Here is a 20,138-nt window from a genome sequence, read left to right on the forward strand (position 1 = left end):
TTTAAACTTTTTTGAGGTTTATTTTAAAAAATCAGGGTCTTTATAAGCCGGGTTTGGATAATCATAAAAACCCTTCCCCACTTCAAACCCTGTGCGACCTTTATCGATCAGTTCGGTTTGCAGTTTTTGGATAAATCGCTCGGCAGTTTTTGAGCCTGTTTTGGCTTTTTGCTGGCTGATATTAACAATGGTATTAACCCCTACGATATCCATCATGGCAAACGGTCCCATCGGTGCACCTGTGCCAATCATCCAGGTTTTATCGACGGTCTGGGGATCGGCAATGTCATTGGCATACAAGTGCATACCGGCATTTAAGAAGGGCACCAATAGGGTATTTAAGATATAACCAGGCTGTTCTTTATTGAGGGGTAACGCCACCATGCCAATGGCTTTGGCATAAGCAACAATGCTGTCAAATACTGCCGGGTCAGTATGCGCTGAGCCCATGACTTCTGCGGTGTTGTTCACCCAGATACGGTTGGCAAAGTGTAACGCCAAAAATTTATCGGGGCGACCTGTAGCCTCGACCATTTGGCTAGGAATCAACGTTGAGCTGTTACTGGCAAAAATCGTGTCACTTGGGGCTACACTTGCCAGCGCCTTATAAAATTCATTTTTGATATCAAGGACTTCTGGTAAGGCTTCGATGACCAAATCAGCCTGTGCCACCGCTTCGCCTAAGTCAATCACATAGCGAATCGCATCGGTGATTACTTGGGCTTGTGCTGGGCTTTTGTCATAGAATTTGGCGTAGATGGGCATGAGTTTTGCGATGCGCCCTTTGACCTTTTCGGGTTCTTTATCAAAGATTGTGACGTTAAAGCCAAAAAAGGCGTTTTGCATGGCGATTTGAGAACCCAATACGCCGCCGCCGGCTACCGTAACCTGCTTAATGGATGAAGTATTTGCTGTTGTCATGATTTATTCCTTTAAATCGCTATTATTTAAATCGCTATTAATAGTTTGCAAGTTATTGTAGCGGATTTTGGGTAGTATGTCTACCTCACCAATATAGACTGACAAGGCAACACCATGTTAGCCGCCAAAAAAAGTTACTCGCCAAAAAAAATTGCCCGCCAAAAAAAAGCCAAACTATGACGTTTGGCTTTTTTTGAAAAATAATTAAAAAACAGGTGAAAAATTATTGCAACATGAGGTATTCAAACGCACTGAGCGCCGCTTTACTACCTTCGCCCATCGCAATATTAATTTGCTTAAATGGCACGGTAGTGACATCACCACAGGCAAAAATTCCGGGTTTGTTGGTTTGGCATTTCTCATTGATTTCGATTTCACCAAATTTGGTCACCTGTACCAAATCTTTGACCACTTCCGAGTTTGGCACCAGTCCGATTTGCACAAAGATAGCAGATACTGGCAATTCTTTGTTTTCACCGGTGGTACGGTCTTGGTAAATTAGCGAACTGACTTTACCAGCAGTTGCTTTGACCTCTTGGCTCGCTACACCTGTCATGATATCAATATTGTCGCGCTCTTTGGCTTTATTAATCAATACTTGGTCTGCTTTGAGCGTGTCAGCAAATTCTAACACTGTCACGTGTTTGACAATGCCTGCCAAGTCAATTGCCGCTTCAATCCCTGAGTTACCACCGCCCACAACTGCCACGTCTTTGCCTTTAAAGAACGGACCATCACAGTGCGGACAATACGCGACGCCACTACCGATATTTTCGTCTTCACCTTTGATGTTAAGCTTACGCCATTTTGCCCCCGTCGCTACGATAATCGCACGAGTGCTAAAACTTTCACCGGTATTGAGCGTAATTTGGTAGGTTAGCTTATCCTCGCCTTGCTCATTTATTTGTGCAGAATTTTCGGTGATGGATGTCACGCTTACCATTTCTTTGACCGTGATACTATAAGCGGTAATATGTTTGACAAAATTGGCAGATAATTCATTACCATTGGTCAATGGGATTGAAATCAAGTTTTCGATATCTTGGGTATCTTTTACTTGCCCACCGATACGATCAGCCACCATGGTGACTTTTAAGCCTTTACGTGCTACATAAATGGCTGCCGCCACGCCCGCAGGTCCGCCACCGATGATGGTCACATCTTGCTGCTCAAGCTGTTCGGCTGCTGCTGCAGCACTCATCAAATCTGGGTATTGCTGTTGCAGTTTCTCGATGAGTTTGGCAGTGTCAATTTTACCATTGGCAAAAGGTTTGCCATTTAAATATACCGCAGGTACGCCTTGGATATTGCGCTCGTTAATCATGTTTTGGAACACACCACCATCAATCATTTCATTGCTGATGTTGTCATTGAGTAACGCAAATTGGTTTAGCGCTTGCACCACGTCTGGACAGTTGTGGCAAGACAACGAGACGAAAGTTTCAAATTTTAGCGGTTGTTTAATCGCCTTAATGATATTTTGAATACCTGGGTCAAGTTTGAGCTCACTGCCACCTGATTGTAAAATAGCCAAAATCAATGAGGTAAACTCGTGACCACCTGGAATACCACTAAAAATGATACCCGTATCTTTGTCTTGGCTACGGATTTTAAAACTCATCGGTGATAGATTGGCATCGAATTGTTGACTCAAACGAATCTTGTCAGTAGTGCCTGCAATTTGGGTCAAAAAATCCACCAGTTCAGCGCGCTGTTCATGTTCACCCTCACCCAACACAAACTCAATCGGGCGAGTCATACGTTCGCTATAACTTTTTACTGCATCTAATAAACCTTGCTCTAACATGGTATTTTCCTTCTAGTCATTGGGTAAGTCATTTTGTTAACCTTATTATTGTGATTTTTGTGGGCTTTGACAATGTGAGAAAGTTGATAGCTATGTTTTAAAAAACAAAACGTTTATTATTTTATATAACAAAATATTAATACATAAATTACTTAAGTGCATTGATAGTATGGCTTTTCCCCCCTCACCAATTGTTACCGATTAGCGTATAGTCAACCCTACAATTTTTCGTTACAATGCTAATAAGACAAATGCAATATACCAACTCAATCAAATTTGTCTTATATGTTGAACCCTTTGCATTATTTTTCACATACAACCAAAAAAAGGAAAGGACTATGTTTCCAGAACATCGCGAACTTATTAGCAAACTAAAAACTTCTGATAAACACTTTGAAAAATTATTTGATAAACACAACGAATTAGATGCTCAAATCATTAACCTAGAAAAAGATCCTGTTGCAGCAGGCAGCCGTGACGACGAAATTGAAGCATTAAAAAAACAAAAACTGCAATTAAAAGATGAAATCTACAAAATCTTAGAAGACAATAAAAATAAATAAGTTCTAAGCTAAATTCGATTTTTTGATTAAAGCCCTGTTCGTTGTGACAGGGCTTTTGCTATTGATAGCGAGTGTAAGGCTTAAATCAACCAATTAACCCTACTTTAAGAAAATTGGACTGTAAAAAAATTGGTTTAAGCGTGGCGGACGGCATTATTTTTTTGTGAATACATTAACCAAGAAGCATAGCAGCATTGTCACCATAATCACCGGCAAGGTATTCCCGATATCGAGTGGATGGGCAAGCCAATAACGATACAAGCAAAAACCAATCGCCCAGACAATCAAATTTTTGACATTAAAACGCTGTTTGATACCGGTATTTTTTAAAATAAAAAAGTCCACAATTTGAATGGCTGCCATTGGCGCAAACACTGAGCCTAAAAAGTATAAAAATTCAGTGATATCATCCATGGGAAACAACATAGCTGCGATGGTACAGATGAGGGTAATGCCAATTGCCAAGCCTTTTTCTGGGAGTTTTTGCCACAGTGAGACACCCGACACGCCTGCCGAGTACGCATCCAAAAACGTGGTTGTCACCGTCGCGAGCACAATCAACAATAACCCAGTCACGCCCAATCCAAGCTGTAACAGCATTTGGGCAAAATCCGACGTTTGGGTATACAACGCCATGCCCAGTCCAATCGCATACATCCACGCACTCATCACCCCATAGCTCACGGTGCTCACGAGCGTCGCTTGCAAAGGTTTTTGCGCATGGCGAGTATAATCACTCACCAGTGGCAACCATGATAATGGCATAATGACCGCGAGCTCCACCGCTGCCCCAAAGCTCATCGCTGCTGCCACGTCTTTTGTCGCTGCCACATCCCCAGCGCCTAACTTAAATAATTTAAACGACAAAATAAGCGTTAACATAAATAACCCAGCTACCGCCAACGCATTGATTTTGCCAAAGAAGCGGTTGCCCATCCACAGCCACAACACAATCAGCGCACCAATCACGCCACACCATGCCGCTTGTCCGATAGCCCAAATCCCATTGACCGCCAATGCCCCATCATAAATCATGATGGCTGTCCAGCCGACCAATTGCACAACATTTAGCAAAGCAAAAAGCATCCCACCATGAAAACCAAAACTACCCTTCACTGTTTCCATGGCACTTTTGCATTGGGTTGCCCCAATATAGCCGACTAGAAAAAATAGCACTCCCCCTATCATATGCCCAATGACGATGGCTAACAAGCCACGCTCCCACCCCAATGGCGCAAGGTAGGTGCCCGTCAAAATCTCAGCGATTGACACCGCTGCCCCTGCCCACAGCAAGGCGTGATGGCTACTTGTGGTCTGACTGCCAGTTTGGTGGGTGGTTTGTGCGCTATCCATGGTTATTTTCTCAAACTTCAAAGAAGCTGATTTTATCATTGTTAACAACAGTAGTTGAATAAAAAAAACCCCAAATCTTTCAATTTGAGGTTTTTAACTTTATCTAATTGTCAGTCAATAAAACATTAGACCATCAAGATTAGATTTTACCTACTAAATCTAGGCTTGGTTTTAAGGTTTCTTTACCTTTTTCCCATGCCGCTGGACATACTTCACCGTCGTTGTCACGCACGTATTGAGCGGCTTGGATTTTACGAATTAAGTCTTTGGCAGAACGACCGATACCTAAGTCATGAATTTCTGCCACTTTGATTTTACCGTCTGGGTCTACCAAGAAAGTACCACGAAGCGCAGCGTTGTCTTCTTCAATCATCACGTTGAAGCCGCGAGTGATTTTACCAGTACCATCGCCAAGCATTGGGTATTTTACTTTAGCGATTGCAGGTGACGCATCTGCCCATGCTTTGTGTACAAAATGGGTGTCTGTCGATACCGCATAAACTTCCGCGCCTAATGCTTTGATTTCTTCGTAATGGTCTGCCATGTCTTCAAGTTCAGTTGGGCAAACAAAGGTAAAGTCATGTGGGTAGAAGAAAAACACTGCCCATTTGCCTTTAACGTCATCAGATGAGATTTCTTTGAATTCACCATTCACAAATGCTTGGGTTTTGAATTCTGGAATGGTTTGGTTGATAATTGCAGCCATGGATTTTTCCTTATATAAGCTATTGTTGTGGTTAAAAATTTAGCAACATCACCAATTGACAAAGCCAAATCAGTGAGTGCTATATTGATAACACAAATTTGATGTCATTGGCAACCTAGCTTTTTAGGCTTCTAGCTTGTTAGGCTATAGTCGGTTGCTGTTTTTTAATCATCAAACGTTGTTATCGATGGGTCTATCTTAGTACAATTTAAGATTCAGTCTAGTTTAAAGTTTTTAATTTATTGATTAATTTTTTAAATTAACCTTGATGGTTTTGCCTCGTAGTTTCAATCTTTAGGCTATCTTGTAATTATTTTGAAAGACTCGATAATGAATTCAATACCAAAACCAAATTAATGATAGATTAAAAAATATTCCACTCGTAAAAGCACACAAAAATGGTAAACTAAATTTGAAATGATTCGGTTGATTGAAGTTTTTAGCATGCATCTTTTGCGTGTTTTTTGCTAGGGTAGCCGTCAGTTTTTTTACCTTTTTATCTTTTTATTTATCTTTAACTAAAACGCGTTAGCGAAAATTTTACGCTATTTTAAAGGTTAAAATTCAAACCATGATTACATTACGACAATTAGAATTTGCATTGGCAGTTGCCAAATACAAGCATTTTAAACGGGCAGCAGAAGAGTGTAATATCTCACAATCTGCGTTAAGCTTAGGGATTGCAGAGCTGGAAAAGCAGCTTGATACCCAAATTTTTGAGCGTAACAACAAACAAGTGCTAATCACCCCGATTGGGGAGGAAATTCTTGAGCGAGCCACGCGGATATTTGCCGAAGTCAATGATTTGGTGACCCGCGCCCAGACGCACCAAACCCCACTCGCCTATCCGATGACGATTGGTATTATCCCAACCATTGCGCCGTTTTTGCTGCCCAAGGTATTGCCGCTACTGCGCCAACAATTCCCACAGTTTCAGCTCAATGTGGTAGAAGAACAAACTGAGCGACTGCTTGAAAAAGTCCGTTATGGCGCGATTGATACCGCCATTATTGCGCTGCCTTACAATACTGACGGCATGCTATCATTTGAGTTTTGGTCAGAGACGTTTTTGGCGGTATTTGCTAAAGACAGTAAACATGCCAACTTACCCAGCATCAATGCTGATGAGTTAGCCAACAGTAACTTGATGCTGCTAGGCGAAGGACATTGTTTGACCGATCATGCGCTATCGGTGTGTCACCTCGATAAAAGCCGCGTCAAACACGCCTTTAGTGAAGCGAGCCTGCATACGTTAATTCAAATGGCTATCAGCGGTATGGGCACCACGCTAGTCCCGCAAATGGCAGCTGGGCAAGTGCGCCAGCAGACTGACAATGTGTCGTTAGTGCCGCTCAATGAAGCCGGTCCGCATCGCCGCTTGGCGTTTGTCACCCGTCTCAACTATGCGCGGGTCGATGATGTTAATCTATTGGGTCGCTTGTTTGCCCAAGGATTACACGATAGCGAATTGGCGTCTGCCTCGCTAGCCACCGCAGATTCTGAGTCCATGACTTCAGCGAAGCCCGCCACAGAGGCATAATTTTTTATGCTCACTTTATTACATACATCAGATTGGCATTTGGGTCGTAGGCTTTATGGTAAGCCACGCTACGATGAATTTAAGCAGTTTTTAGACTGGCAGTTACAGACGCTGCGTGAGCAAAAAGTCGATGTGCTACTGATTGCAGGGGATATTTTTGATACCACCGCCCCCAGTAACCAAGCGCAAAATTTATACTATGATTTTTTAAGTCAAGTTTGCCATACCGATTGCCGCCATGTGATTATCGTAGCGGGCAACCATGATTCAGCCAGTTTTTTGGAGGCGCCCAAACAGCTACTCAAAGCCTTTAACATCCATATCATCGGTAGTATGACAGATACGCCGACTGACGAAGTGATTACGTTATCAGATAAATTAGGGCAACCTGAGCTCATTGTCATGGCAGTGCCCTACTTACGTGACCGTGATGTACGAACCGTCGGGCATGGCGAACGCCTTGATGATAAAGAACGCAAACTTGCCCAAGGCATCAAAGCCCATTATGCACAGATTGCCGATATTGCCATTGCGCAACAAGCGCAGCTCAAAGCCAAATATAAGCGTACTATTCCGATTGTGGCAACGGGACACTTATTTACTGTGGGCGGGCAAACGATGGAAGGCGATGGGGTGCGTGATTTGTATGTCGGCTCACTCGGTAGTATCGGTGCTGAGATTTTTCACCCACAGATTGACTATGTGGCGCTTGGGCATTTGCATATCCCGCAAGCGGTTGGCGGACAACCACACATCCGTTACGCTGGTTCACCCATTGCCATGGGCTTTGGTGAAAGTCGCCAGCAAAAACAAGTGCATTTGCTGCGATTTGATGCCAATCCTGACTTACTGTCTCAGCCATTACAAACTTTAACCATTCAAAAAAAACCGCTTGTCTCTGCGCCAACCCCTGTCAAAAAACGCAAAATGGTGAGCCATGCGTCGATGGATTTATTTGCCGATGAAGAGTTGCCTGAACCATCCATGCTTGGCGCGATAAATGCAGAGGCTGGGATTAACGCAGAAGTTGATGCCCAAGCGAGCCATAAAGCAGGATATGATACACCCAGTGCTCATCTAAGTGGGCAACCTAATGGACAAGTTATTGGACAACCTTACAATCTTGCCAAGCTTAGCGATACTACCCTCCTGCAATCACTGCCTGTTCCTGTGTTCCAATCCATACAAACGCTCAAGGGCGATTGGCAAACCATCAAAACCAGCTTACACAGCCTAAAAAAATCCCAACAATCGGTTTGGCTCGAAGTGGTATATGACGGGCAAGAAGTCGTGGGTGATTTATCAGAAAAAATCGCAGAACTGGTTAAAGGCTCTAGGCTTGAAGTACTACGCATCAAAAATCAACAAAAACGCGATCAGGTGATGCAAAGCCAGCGCATGGATGAGTCACTTGAAGAGTTAAACCCAACACAAGTATTTGAACGCTGCCTAATTGCCCATCAAGTGCTAGAAGAACAAAAACCCATATTATGGTCAAGATATACTGAAGTGCTTGAAAGCTTGCAAGGGGGGCAGCAATGAGAATCTTAAAGCTACGCTTTCAAAACCTTAATTCATTGCAAGGCGAATGGGAAATTGACTTTCGTCATGCCGCGTATGCCGATGAAGGTATTTTTGCCATCACAGGTTCGACAGGGGCGGGTAAAAGCACCATTTTAGATGCCATTTGTCTTGCCTTATACGGTGCGACGCCACGCTTGGGCGAGATTACCCAAAGCAAAAATGACCTCATGTCACGCCATACTGGCGAATGTTTGAGTGAAGTAATTTTTGCCACCAAAAGTGGCAGTTATCGCTGTACCTGGCTACAAAAGCGAGCCAGAAAAAACCCCGAAGGCAACTTGCAATCGCCGACGCACGAAATCGCCCCTTTTACCGATAACGCTGCAAATTTACCACCGCTTGAAACCCAAACCAGAAAAACTAGAAAACTGGTCGCTGAATTCACCGGCATGGATTTTGACCGTTTTACCCGTGCCATGCTATTGGCGCAAGGCAGTTTTGCTGCTTTTTTGCAAGCCAATAGCGATGAGCGCTCCAACCTGCTCGAAGAAATCACCGGCACCGAAATCTATGGCGATATCTCAAAAAAAGTACACGAGTTTAAAACCCAATCAGACGCTGAACTTAAGACCCTCACGGATCGCTTATCAGGCATGACGGTGCTATCTGATGAAGAAGTACAAAGCCTAACCTCACAAAAAAATGCTCTGGTTGACATCGTCAATGAAACCAAAACCGCCATGACTAAAATCGAGTCTGATAAGCTATGGCGACAGAACCTTGACGCATACACGCACCAAATCCATAAGCTTGAGCATGAAGCACGCGACCTTGCCGAGCAAGAAAGCCAATTTGCCCCACAAAAAACCCGGCTACAGCGCGCACTGAAAGCCCTTGAAGTGTCCGGTGATATTAAAAAACTTGATTATCAGCGCGATTTGTTGAGCGCACAACTCAGTGATCTTGCGGGTTATGAGCACCAGCTACCCACCGCCGAACACAATTGCCAACTTGCTCAAAAAAACCAAGATGAGCATCAAGCACAAGCCCAGCAAACCGAAAACGACTGGCAACAAGCCCAACCGTTATTAAACCAAGTTCGCAAACTTGACACTACCCTTGGGCAAAAAAATCAGTACGCCCAAGAGATTGCGCAGCAGTTGTCACAGCTTGGTGAGCAATTGGCGCATAATGCCCAAAGCATTGATAGTCAGCAGCAGCAGCTTGTTAGCCAGCAAACACAGCGTGAACAGCTTATTCAAGCGCAGCAGCAAATCCCCCATGCAACAACCTTGCCTCAAACATTGGCCTCTCTCAACCAGTTACAAGAAACTAGCCAAGCACTTAGTGAACAAGTGCAAGCATTCGCCACCGAACGGCAGCAGTTACAAGGTGAGTTTAAGCACAATGAGCAGCAAGCCTGCGCTCTAAAATCACAGCTCACGCAGTTGCAATCACAAATTTCTGAGCATCGACAAAACTTAGAGAGCCAAACCAGTCACTTACATCATCTGACACAAGGGCAATCAGCGGCAGTCTTGCGCCAGCAGGTTGAAACTTATTGGCAAACCAACCAGCAGCTTGCCGCCATGCAAAGCGATGTGCAGACTTGGCAAACCAACCTACAACACTATCAACAATTTGTGCAGCAGTTAGCCGAGGGTCAAACTCAATTGGCTCAGATTGCTAGCCAACGACTAACTAGCGAGCAGCAGCAACAAGCCGCCGAGCAGACTGCCGAACTGTTAAATCGCAACTTGATTTTATTGGCAAAAATTCAAGATTTGACCGAGGAGCGCGATAAATTACGCCACGGCGAACCTTGCCCGCTGTGTGGATCAACCGCGCATCCTTTCGCCACCCATCAGCCCTACACACCTGATGATACAGAGCAACAATTAGCGATTGCCAAACAACGGCTTGATGACATCAATCACCAATTACAGCAGTTATTGCTTAAAGAACATGCACTCACAAATAACCAGCAACAGCGCAATGAGCATTTGCAGCACCTACAGGCACACAATCAACGCTTATTAAATCAATTACAGCTTGCCAGCCAACACCTTATACACGCTCAGCCTGTACAACAGGTAATTGAAGCGTTGCCGCCCTTTGCAGCCCCCAGCACCGATGACGATATAGACCGCCAAGCCCTTCAAACATTGGCGACGATAATCAAGGCTCAACAAACCAACAATCATCAATCTTTGGCAGCGCTGCAAGATTCACTGACGCAAATCGAAGCTGTACAATCCGAGCAGCAGCAAACCCAGCAGCGATTAGCAAAACTGAGCGAGCAATACCATGAGGTTTTGCAGCAACAAACCGTGCTACAAAATCAGCAGCAACATCGCCAAGACAGAATCCGCGATATTGATGCCCAGCAATTGGTTATCGCCGATAAACAACATCAAATAATGCAGCGCATCGACAAGTTGCTGATGCCGTTTGCAACGCGCGACCGCACTTTTAGTTTTGCTACCACACACGATGTCAATGCCCAATTAAATCAGCATATCGATACCCTTGCTCAACTTTTACAGCACTATCAGGGATTAGAAACTAAGCTTAGCCATATCAATGACACCATCACAGGGATTGAGCAAGCGCTCACCCGATTGCTGGCAGACCAGCAACATCTAACCCAAAATCAACACCAAGTCCGTCAGCGACAGCAAGCATTGGCGCAAGAGATTAGCGACCTACAGGCGCAGCGATACGCCTTGTTTGGCGAACAAGCGGTAGACATCGTCTCTCACGCGTTAATCCAAGCAAAAAATCAGGCTTTGCAGGATTATCAAACCAGCCAAACAGCCTTTCATGAGCAGCTAAGTCAGCTGCAGATTTTGCAACAACAAATCGCATCTTTGACCACTAGCACCACCCAACTAAAAACCGCCCAGCAAAGCCTACAAGCCGACATCCAGCAGCGTTTTGCGACATTGGGTTTTGTGGATGACGCCGATTATCGCACTGCGGTGTTGGTCGATACCGAGCGGGAACGCTTACAACAGCTTGCTAATCAACTCCATGATAGCCAACAGCGCAATCATAACCTACTGTCTGAAGCCAAACGCATACAGCAGCAGTTACTCGATCATCCCCAAACTGCGCTGTCACTTGAGCAATTGCTTGATGCGCTTGGGCAATTGCAACAGCAATTTAGCGAGGATCAAAAACAATTGGGCGCCGTTGAGCAGCAGCTAGCAGCCAATGAAGCCCTTAAACAAAATCAGCAGCAACTATTAGATGCCATCAACCAACAGCGCAACCATACCGAAGAATGGAAGGTATTGCATCAGTTGATTGGTTCAAGCGATGGCAAAAAATTTCGTAACTTTGCCCAAGGCTTGACCTTTAATATCATGGTTGCCCATGCCAATGAACAGCTCAAAAAAATGAGCGACCGTTATTTACTGATAGCTGATAGCGAGCAGCCCTTGATGCTCAATGTGATGGACAATTACCAAGGCGGGCAAATCCGTACCAGTAAAAATCTATCAGGCGGTGAGAGTTTTATTATCAGCTTGTCGCTTGCATTGGGACTGTCAAATATGGCCAGTCACCGCATGCAAGTAGATTCGCTGTTTTTGGATGAAGGCTTTGGTACGCTGGATGAAGAAGCACTCGATGTAGCGCTCGACACCCTAACCAACCTACAGCAATCGGGCAAGCTAATTGGGGTGATTTCCCATATTCAGGCGCTGAAAGATAGAATCAGCAGTCAAATCCAAGTAGTGCCGCAAACAGGGGGCATCAGTAAAATTATCGGTGCCGGTATTACCGAGATTAGTTGACTCAGGCTAGCTTTGGTTAAGCCAAATTAAGTTAAGATAAGCTAAGCTAATAAGTTAAGCGGCGCGGCAAACACACCGTAACAACCGATTCATCTTGCTGTCATGTCATTGGTTCATACTGTTTTATGTCAATCTATACCGCTCGCTTAATCAAAACCTAAGTGCTTAATGTTATTTATGTCAACTCATAAGGGCAACACGATGTTAACCAAACTTTCGCAGCTTTTAGCACAAGGGCGCTTTGTCTCCCCTGTCCCTGCCGTGGTGGTGCACCCTACTACCGATATCATCTTGCAATCTTGTATCCAAGCACATCAGCACCACATCATCACCCCGATTTTGGTCGGTCCAAAATACAAAATCGAAAAAGCCGCTACTGACGCCAATTTAGATATTTCAGGCTTTACGTTAGTGGATGCTGAGCATAGCCATGACGCGGTTGAAATCGCCGCAAAAATGGTTCGTGAACAGCAAGCCGACTTTATCATCAAAGGCTCAGTGCATACCGATGAGTTAATGGGTGTTCTGATTGATAAAACCCAAAACCTACGCACCGAGCGCCGTATGAGCCACGTGTGGTTAATGGAAAGTCCCACGTATCACAAGCTTTTGACCTTGACCGATTGTGCACTCAATGTGGTGCCAGATTTGCTGACCAAAAAAGACATTTTGCAAAATGCGATTGATTTTGCGCACGCGCTCGACATTGAGCAGCCTAAAGTAGCCATCTTGGCAGCGGTTGAAGAAGTCAAACCGCAAATGCAATCGACCATCGATGCTGCGGCGTTATGCAAAATGGCAGACCGGGGTCAAATCACCGGCGCCTTGCTTGATGGACCACTAGCATTTGACAATGCGATTAGCCAACAGTCTGCGGATATCAAACATATCCACTCACCTGTCACGGGCGATGTCGATATTTTACTGGTACCTGACTTAGAAGCGGGCAATATGCTAGGTAAACAGTTAATTTATTTGGGCGAAGCCAAAGCCGCGGGCATTGTTATGGGTTCAAAAGTGCCGATTGTGTTGACCAGCCGCTCGGATGACGAACTCGACCGCCTTTATTCTATTGCCCTTGGCGCCTACGTTGCGCAAAAGCGTAAACAAGCTTGATGTTAGTTCAGGTTACTTGAGATTAATTGAGATTACTAGCATGAAGGATTCTGTCATGAGGCATACTGACTTAACTCACCCGATTGTGGTGACTTTTAACGTAGGTTCAGCGACTATCAAAATGGCGGCGTATGACACCGCTAAAGCAGTCGACTCATCCCCGCTTGCGTGGTCCCCCTTGTTTGATGTCAATATCAACCTAAAAACCAAAAACAAAGTCTGGCACTCCATGCCACAATCTTTGTCTGACTGGGAACCCCAAGATAGCCTGACAGACACCGCGGTAAGCTTGTTTACTCGTGTCAAACATGCCTTTCCCGCGCGTGAGATTGTCTGTATCCACCGAGTGGTTCATGGTGGCAAACGCTATCATGTTCCTGTGGTGATTAACGAGACAGTGATGGCGCATTTGGTGGAGCTGTCACCGATTTGCCCGCTACATCAGCCTCCTGCCCTATCTGTGGTCAACGCGCTGCAAGCCATTGATAAAAAACTGGTGCACATCGCTGCCTTTGATACCGCTTTCCACTACCATCGCCCAGAGATTTGGTCTAGCTATGCACTCCCAAAATCGCTGCGTGATCAAGGCGTGCGCTGTTATGGCTTTCATGGTTTATCGTATCAGGCGATTATGCGTAAACTTGAAACTTATCTCCCAAAGATTGCCAAAAAACGCTTAATCATCGCGCATTTGGGTAGTGGCTGTAGTATCACCGCGGTCGACAATGGCGAGTCGAAAGACAGTACCTTTGGCTTTAGTGGATTAGATGGCGTACCAATGGGTACCCGTCCGGGTCATTTGGATGCTGGGGTGATTTTATATATGGTCGAGCAAGGTTGGACGCTCGAGCAAATGAACCAATGCCTATATAAAGAGTCGGGTTTGCTTGGTTTATCTGAAATTAGCAATGACGTGCGTGATTTGCTCGCTAGCGATGACCCACGCGCCAAATTTGCATTGGCGTATTTTGCCACGCATGCCGCCAAAGAAATCGCAAGCCTGATGGTTAGTATGAAAGGCTGTGATGCGCTTATCTTTACCGCAGGTATAGGTGAACAGTCGGCAATTATCCGTCAGATGATTGTCGAACAACTCGATTTTTTAGGTTTTAGTTTGGATGCGGATAAAAATATCGATGGCCGTATTGACGTTCCGATTTTACGAATCAACTCAGACGATGACAAACAAATTTATGTCATCTTGACCGATGAACAGCTCGAATTAGCTTTATCACTTGAGCATACAATCACGATAGAAACCAATAATTAAGAGTGACAAACCTGTCAACTATTTTTAGGATGAATGGTAAGATATAACCGATTTTTATCGGTTACCGACTCTTACTGTCTAGTTGATTATATTATTACAAATATTAACATAAATGGCGATTGTTTTTTACTTTTAAGCTCCTCGCGAGGTTTAATTTAGCATTTTTTCATGATATTGTAATATCAAGCAAACATACTATGCTTAAAGCTTATCACATTCATTTTAGTGATATTTTTGATTAAAAGATGGATTGTAATTTGGTGGTGTTTAAACCTTTCTTGTTTTTTCTGCTAGCCTAATGAGGTCAATTATGAACAACGATTTTATGGATAAAATGAAAGATAGTTCACGTCAACTGTATGCACCATGGTCACGCTTCAACCAAGCGATGTTACGAAATGCAGAAAAAATGACAGACTTTTCTTTAGAAACAATGCGTCATTACTCAGAAATGGGTTTGGAGCAACTTCGCAATGTTTCTTCTGTTGATTCTCCAGAAGCAGCTTCAAGCTTCAACCAAAAACAAACTGAACTGCTCAATCAATTGGGTCAAAAAATGTTGTCAGATGCACAACGTTTGACTGAGCTTGGCAACGAAATCCGTAATGAAGTCATGTCAGCGATGAACGAAATCTACAGCCAAAATGCATCCAGCATGCAAGATGCCATGCAAAGCGCTGCTAGCAACGCGTCAAAAACGGCAGAAGACTTTAACCGCAAAGTGAACGAAAACATGCACAAAGCGGCAAACCAAATGTCAGAAGCGGTTAAACAAACCACCCAAAACATGAACAAAGCTGCGACTAACGTGACTGCTGCGGCAACTCGCACCGCTAATGATGTAGCACAAAATAGCGAAGCGGTAAAACCTGCAGCAAAAACAACCCCTGCAGCAAAATAATTAGTTTGATGCATCGTAGTCATTCTTAAAACTGTATCATGTATAAGCCGCTATTTATGTTTTACCTGATAGATGAATGGCGGCTTATGAATATATAAAAGTGGTGGATTAGACAGATGCCTAATCCACCATATTTTTAAGTAAGCTTGCATATTTACAGCGAATTCTTATCAAGCACATTATAATAACGGGACTTATCATGGCAGACAATAAAGACACCCAATATCAAGGAACGAACGGCCATTCCTCAAGCGACAATGCTTCAAATAACAATAATTCCAACACCCAAGGCGCAGAGAATACCAATGCTTTTGGCTACACGCCATTCGCCAATTTCCCCTTTGGCAATAATGCTTTTGATTTTGGTAGCAATCCTTTTAACAACTTTGGAACCAACGCCTTTAATCTGCCGCAAAATCCGCTGGATTTTTTGAGTAAAACCAATCCATTTGCTCACATGGCCTCTAGTATTCCGCCTTACAATCCTGCGGTTGGTGAATTCTATAGCGAATTTTTTGGCAATATGACCAAACTGAGCCAACAAATTGCACAGCAATCGATGCGTGCTAACCAAGCGCCGCAGTACACCAATACCTCCATCATGATGGACTTAATGGATGGCTGGCGTAAGATGGGTCAAATGGTGACCAATCACCCAGGCACGATGGTTGAAGACCAATTGCAGTTGTTTAAAGACCAAATGCACTTGTGGCAAAACACGCTACAACAATTTGCCGGTAAAAAAATCGACCCAGTGGCAAGTCCTGAAAAAGGCGATAAACGCTTTAATGATGAAGAATGGGAAGACAATCCTATTTTTAACTTCCTAAAACAGTATTATTTATTAACTACCCAAGCGATGATGGATGCGATTGATGGCGTTGAAGGTATTGATGAAAAAACCCGTCAACGTTTGGCTTTTTTTACCCGCCAATGGATCAATGCAGTAGCCCCAACCAACTTCTTAATGACCAACCCAGAGGTACTACGTTTGACCATCGAAAGTCGGGGGCAAAATCTCGTTCAAGGGATGAAGCAGTTGGCTGAGGACATGGGTAACAGCGCTGATACACTCAATATCCGTATGACTGACCAGAGTGCGTTTCGGGTGGGTGACAACATCGCCACGTCTAAAGGTAAAGTGGTATTTGAAAACCACATGATGCAGCTCATCCAGTATGATCCTTCAACCGAAAAAGTAAAACAGCGTCCGTTGTTGATGGTGCCACCTTGGATCAACAAATTCTACATCATGGACTTACGTGAGAACAACTCGTTTGTGCATTGGGCGGTCAACGAAGGTCATACGGTTTATGTCATTTCTTGGGCGAACCCGACCCCCGAATACAAAAATGTTGGCATGAGCACTTACATGAAAGACGGTGTGCTTGCGGCGATGGATCAAATTGAAGCCATCACGGGTGAAAAAACCATCAATATTACAGGTTATTGTATTGGAGGTATGTTGACCGCATTGACGTTAGGCTATCTTGCCGCGACCAAGCAAGAAAGCCGCATTGCCAGTGCGACACTTTGGGCGACTATTATTGACTTCTCAGATCCAGGTGATATCGGCGTCTTTATCGATGACAAAATCGTTGCGGCGATTGACAAGCAAAACGCTGACAAAGGCGTGTTTGATGGGCGAATGATGGGCGTGTCATTTAGCCTACTCCGTGAGAACAGCCTATACTGGAACTACTACGTACAAAACTACCTCAAAGGCGAGCGCCCTGTACCTTTTGACTTGTTATACTGGAATTCAGACTGTACCAACGTGACCGCTGCGCTGCACCATTTTCTACTGCGTGAGTTCTATATCAACAACTTGCTGCGTAAACCGGGTGGGGTTGAAATTGACGGCGTGAAAATTGACTTATCAAAAGTTAAAATTCCCGTGTTTATGGTCGCAACCTTGCAAGACCATATCGCAAAATGGAAAAGCTGTTATCCAGGTACGCAAGTATTTGGCGGTGAAAAAGTATTTGTGTTGGGAGAATCCGGTCATATTGCGGGTATCATGAACCCCCCAGGTAGTAAATATGGTTATTACACCAACGACAACTACCCTGCGGACGCTGACCAATGGTACAAAGACGCCACCTATGTTAAAGACACATGGTGGACAAGATGGCATGACTGGATCAAACCATTTGAGGGCAACGAAATCAATGCCCGTGTTGTCGGTCAAAATAGCCAAGGTAAAGAAATCCCAACTTATGGCGATGCCCCAGGTAGCTATGTCACGGTCAAAGCGACTGAAGCCTTAACCGGTCATAACTTTGCAGAAGCTTACCGTTCACAATTACCACCCGTATAATATATCTTTATCACACAACATCCCGTAATTGCCTAGCCTGTCACGGGATTTTTATAAAATAGCCAAATCGCCCATCAGCTACATAGATTTGCTAGTCAAAAGTTGTGATATTGAGTAGAATTAACACCATATTCTGCGCATAATAGCGATTGGAAACACTTTGAATAGAGCGCCTATGTCGATTGAACCAGTACAAAACAACCTATCACTCAGTAAGCTAGACCGCAATATTGTCTTCTTTGATCGGGCGATTCGCTCGTTTATTCCAAACAGCAATCTTAGCACCCGTCCTTTGCCTGTCTCTACCCCCGATGTACCAAAACTATCCGTGGAAGAAGCGCGTCATGTCGCAGGTCTCATGCGTATCAATCATACTGGCGAAGTGTGCGCGCAAGGACTGTATCACGGTCAAGCATTTACCGCCAAACAAGCAACGGTCAAAAAAGCCATGCACCAATCTGCGCTAGAGGAGATTGACCATTTAGTATGGTGTGAGACGCGGTTAAATGAATTGGGTAGCCATCCCAGTATTTTTAGTCCGCTTTGGTATGGGCTATCGTTTGGCATGGGTGCGGTAGCAGGATTGATTTCTGATGAGTTTAGTCTGGGGTTTGTCGCAGAGACAGAAACCCAAGTCAGCGAGCATTTGCACAGCCATCTTGGTAAGCTGCCTGCACAAGATAAACGCAGTGCTGAGATTTTAAGCCAAATGGATAAAGAAGAATTACATCACCGTGATAAAGCAGTCGAATCAGGCGCCAGCCCATTGCCACTACCCATCAAAACCACGATGCGTTTTTTGGCTAACTGCATGAAAACGGTGGCGTATCATATTTAACTGAGAATCTTTAACTAAGCGTGCTTAACCGAGCGTGTTTAAATGAGCGCGACTGACAGCCTCAATCGTTGGCTGGCGTGTTTATTGCTATAACCTTGCTTAATCGCGCTTTTTTCGCGTAAAAATATAACAATAACTTTATTTTTTTTTGATAGTATTTTTACATTATTGCTTTACATTGTTGCTATGGGATAAGCTGACTGATTTTTGCAATCCATCCCACCCAATTTTTTAAGGAAATTTCAATGACTCACATGGTAAAACCCCTAGCCTATACCTTAGCTATTTTGATGGCAACCAATGCCACTGTAGCGATGGCTGCAACGGCAACCGCAAAAACAACGGCCAAGACGACCACCACCAAAACCACCACGGCAAAACCCGCTACCCAGACAACAGCCATTAAAAAAACCACGGTGACCAAAGCCAAAACTACCAACAAATCAACCGAAAAATCGGCTGATACGGTCAGTAATAGCGTGAAGAATACTACCCCGCAAACGACACCCCCGTCAGCCACCTCAAATACAGGTTCAGTGATAGTGCCTGTTTTGACCGCCCCAACGGTTGCCAACGTTATTTATCCATCTACCAACAGTGTACAATTGGTAGGCACGGATATTTCAGCGCAAAACTTTGCCAATATCCCGCTACCGACTTTAACGCTTAGTAATATCTCAACGGTAAAAACCGTTTTGATTCCACGAACCGCGGATAATAGTACACAGTTAGATGTCAGCGTGTTAGACGATTTTATTACTTATGTTACCCCAATGGCGCGTCATTACCCACCTGTTTTTTCGAGCCGTACTGAGCGCTACAATACCACTGAGCGACTCAAATCATTGACCGCATGGATTGAGACCTACGCACAAAATCCAAATGCCTCTTATGAGGTGCTACTGCGTGCAGCAAAACTCAATGCCATGGGTCGCAATCTGGATTTAGGTTCTGATTATGCCGTGCGTGCAGGCAATTATATCGCCCGTGCCGTGAGGCTCAATGACACAGCAGAAGCCAACTTCTTATATGGCGCAATGCTCGCTGAGGGTGGCGGTTTTAAAGAAGGTGCCAAATACTTAGAAAAAGCCGAAAAAATGGGCTATCTAGAAGCTACGCAAAGTTTGGCGCAAGCGGATTTATTGGATGACAAAAAAGACCGCGCCATTCAACGGTTAACGGAATTTAAAGCCAAAAACCCAGACAATCCGTATATCGATGAGCAATTACGCATCGTCAATAGCGGTAAATACTATATTTGGGATATCCCTGCAAAAGTCGTTCAATAATTTTTTGCGTTCATACCCTAGCCGTGGTTTAATATCACTGCTAAGTCACCATGCTAATTCACCATCATAGTTGAATTTTAGCATGGTGATTTTTTTCACCCTGTCATTCAGTGATAGGCAGATTTTTTGCGCTGCATTTTTTTTGTGCTATCTATTATTGCTCTATCCTTTTTTGCTCTATTTTAGCCGA

The 20,138-nt window shown here is 44.2% G+C and carries 14 protein-coding genes; 10 read left to right on the forward strand and 4 right to left on the reverse strand.

The features are described 5' to 3' along the window. Nucleotides 1-18: 18 nt before the first annotated feature. On the reverse strand, nt 19-921 hold the full coding sequence (locus tag RTS10_RS09950) for a 3-hydroxyacyl-CoA dehydrogenase (protein ID WP_312540160.1): 903 nt from the start codon (nt 919-921) through the stop codon (nt 19-21). Nucleotides 922-1,144: 223 nt separating this feature from the next. Then, nucleotides 1,145-2,728, reverse strand: a complete 1,584-nt coding sequence (gene ahpF, locus RTS10_RS09955) for an alkyl hydroperoxide reductase subunit F (protein WP_312540162.1) — start codon at nt 2,726-2,728, stop codon at nt 1,145-1,147. 338 nt (nt 2,729-3,066) lie between these two features. On the opposite strand from ahpF, the gene RTS10_RS09960 reads away from it, so the two are divergent. Continuing rightward, nucleotides 3,067-3,291, forward strand: a complete 225-nt coding sequence (locus tag RTS10_RS09960) for an HP1242/YdcH family protein (protein ID WP_007116424.1) — start codon at nt 3,067-3,069, stop codon at nt 3,289-3,291. Between the two features lie 153 nt (nt 3,292-3,444). On the opposite strand, the gene cytX is transcribed toward RTS10_RS09960, so the two are convergent. Both cytX and ahpC read right to left on the reverse strand, forming a co-directional pair. Further along, nucleotides 3,445-4,644 (reverse strand): putative hydroxymethylpyrimidine transporter CytX, encoded by a 1,200-nt coding sequence (cytX, locus tag RTS10_RS09965; RefSeq protein WP_312540164.1) that lies wholly within the window; start codon nt 4,642-4,644, stop codon nt 3,445-3,447. A 139-nt stretch (nt 4,645-4,783) separates the two neighbouring features. Then, nucleotides 4,784-5,350, reverse strand: a complete 567-nt coding sequence (gene ahpC, locus RTS10_RS09970) for an alkyl hydroperoxide reductase subunit C (protein ID WP_050323971.1) — start codon at nt 5,348-5,350, stop codon at nt 4,784-4,786. Nucleotides 5,351-5,921: 571 nt separating this feature from the next. On the opposite strand from ahpC, the gene RTS10_RS09975 reads away from it, so the two are divergent. The 9 genes from RTS10_RS09975 (at nt 5,922) to RTS10_RS10015 (ending at nt 19,948) form a co-directional block, all read left to right on the forward strand. Next, nucleotides 5,922-6,890, forward strand: a complete 969-nt coding sequence (locus RTS10_RS09975; RefSeq protein ID WP_312540165.1) for a hydrogen peroxide-inducible genes activator — start codon at nt 5,922-5,924, stop codon at nt 6,888-6,890. Nucleotides 6,891-6,896: 6 nt separating this feature from the next. After that, nucleotides 6,897-8,432, forward strand: coding sequence for an exonuclease SbcCD subunit D C-terminal domain-containing protein (locus RTS10_RS09980; protein ID WP_312540166.1), 1,536 nt, complete (start codon nt 6,897-6,899; stop codon nt 8,430-8,432). Then, entirely contained in the window at nt 8,429-12,214 is a 3,786-nt protein-coding gene (locus tag RTS10_RS09985) for an AAA family ATPase (RefSeq protein ID WP_312540167.1), read from the forward strand. The genes RTS10_RS09980 and RTS10_RS09985 overlap by 4 nt, the downstream gene beginning before the upstream one ends. A 201-nt stretch (nt 12,215-12,415) precedes the next feature. After that, nucleotides 12,416-13,330, forward strand: coding sequence for a bifunctional enoyl-CoA hydratase/phosphate acetyltransferase (locus tag RTS10_RS09990; RefSeq protein WP_065253694.1), 915 nt, complete (start codon nt 12,416-12,418; stop codon nt 13,328-13,330). Between the two features lie 55 nt (nt 13,331-13,385). Beyond that, nucleotides 13,386-14,600, forward strand: a complete 1,215-nt coding sequence (locus tag RTS10_RS09995; RefSeq protein WP_312540169.1) for an acetate/propionate family kinase — start codon at nt 13,386-13,388, stop codon at nt 14,598-14,600. A gap of 310 nt (nt 14,601-14,910) precedes the next feature. Further along, nucleotides 14,911-15,501: a phasin family protein gene (locus tag RTS10_RS10000; protein ID WP_312540170.1), complete on the forward strand. Its 591-nt coding sequence runs from the start codon at nt 14,911-14,913 to the stop codon at nt 15,499-15,501. Nucleotides 15,502-15,700: 199 nt separating this feature from the next. Next, complete coding sequence (gene phaC, locus RTS10_RS10005; protein WP_312540171.1) at nt 15,701-17,821, forward strand: class I poly(R)-hydroxyalkanoic acid synthase; 2,121 nt, start codon at nt 15,701-15,703, stop codon at nt 17,819-17,821. Between the two features lie 175 nt (nt 17,822-17,996). Then, nucleotides 17,997-18,659, forward strand: coding sequence for a 2-polyprenyl-3-methyl-6-methoxy-1,4-benzoquinone monooxygenase (gene coq7 / locus RTS10_RS10010; protein WP_312540172.1), 663 nt, complete (start codon nt 17,997-17,999; stop codon nt 18,657-18,659). 245 nt (nt 18,660-18,904) lie between these two features. After that, nucleotides 18,905-19,948: a tetratricopeptide repeat protein gene (locus tag RTS10_RS10015; protein ID WP_312540173.1), complete on the forward strand. Its 1,044-nt coding sequence runs from the start codon at nt 18,905-18,907 to the stop codon at nt 19,946-19,948. Nucleotides 19,949-20,138: the final 190 nt, after the last annotated feature.

The sequence above is a fragment of the Moraxella sp. CTOTU47616 genome, from assembly GCF_032017465.1.
GTDB classification, from domain to species: domain Bacteria; phylum Pseudomonadota; class Gammaproteobacteria; order Pseudomonadales; family Moraxellaceae; genus Faucicola; species Faucicola tetraodonis.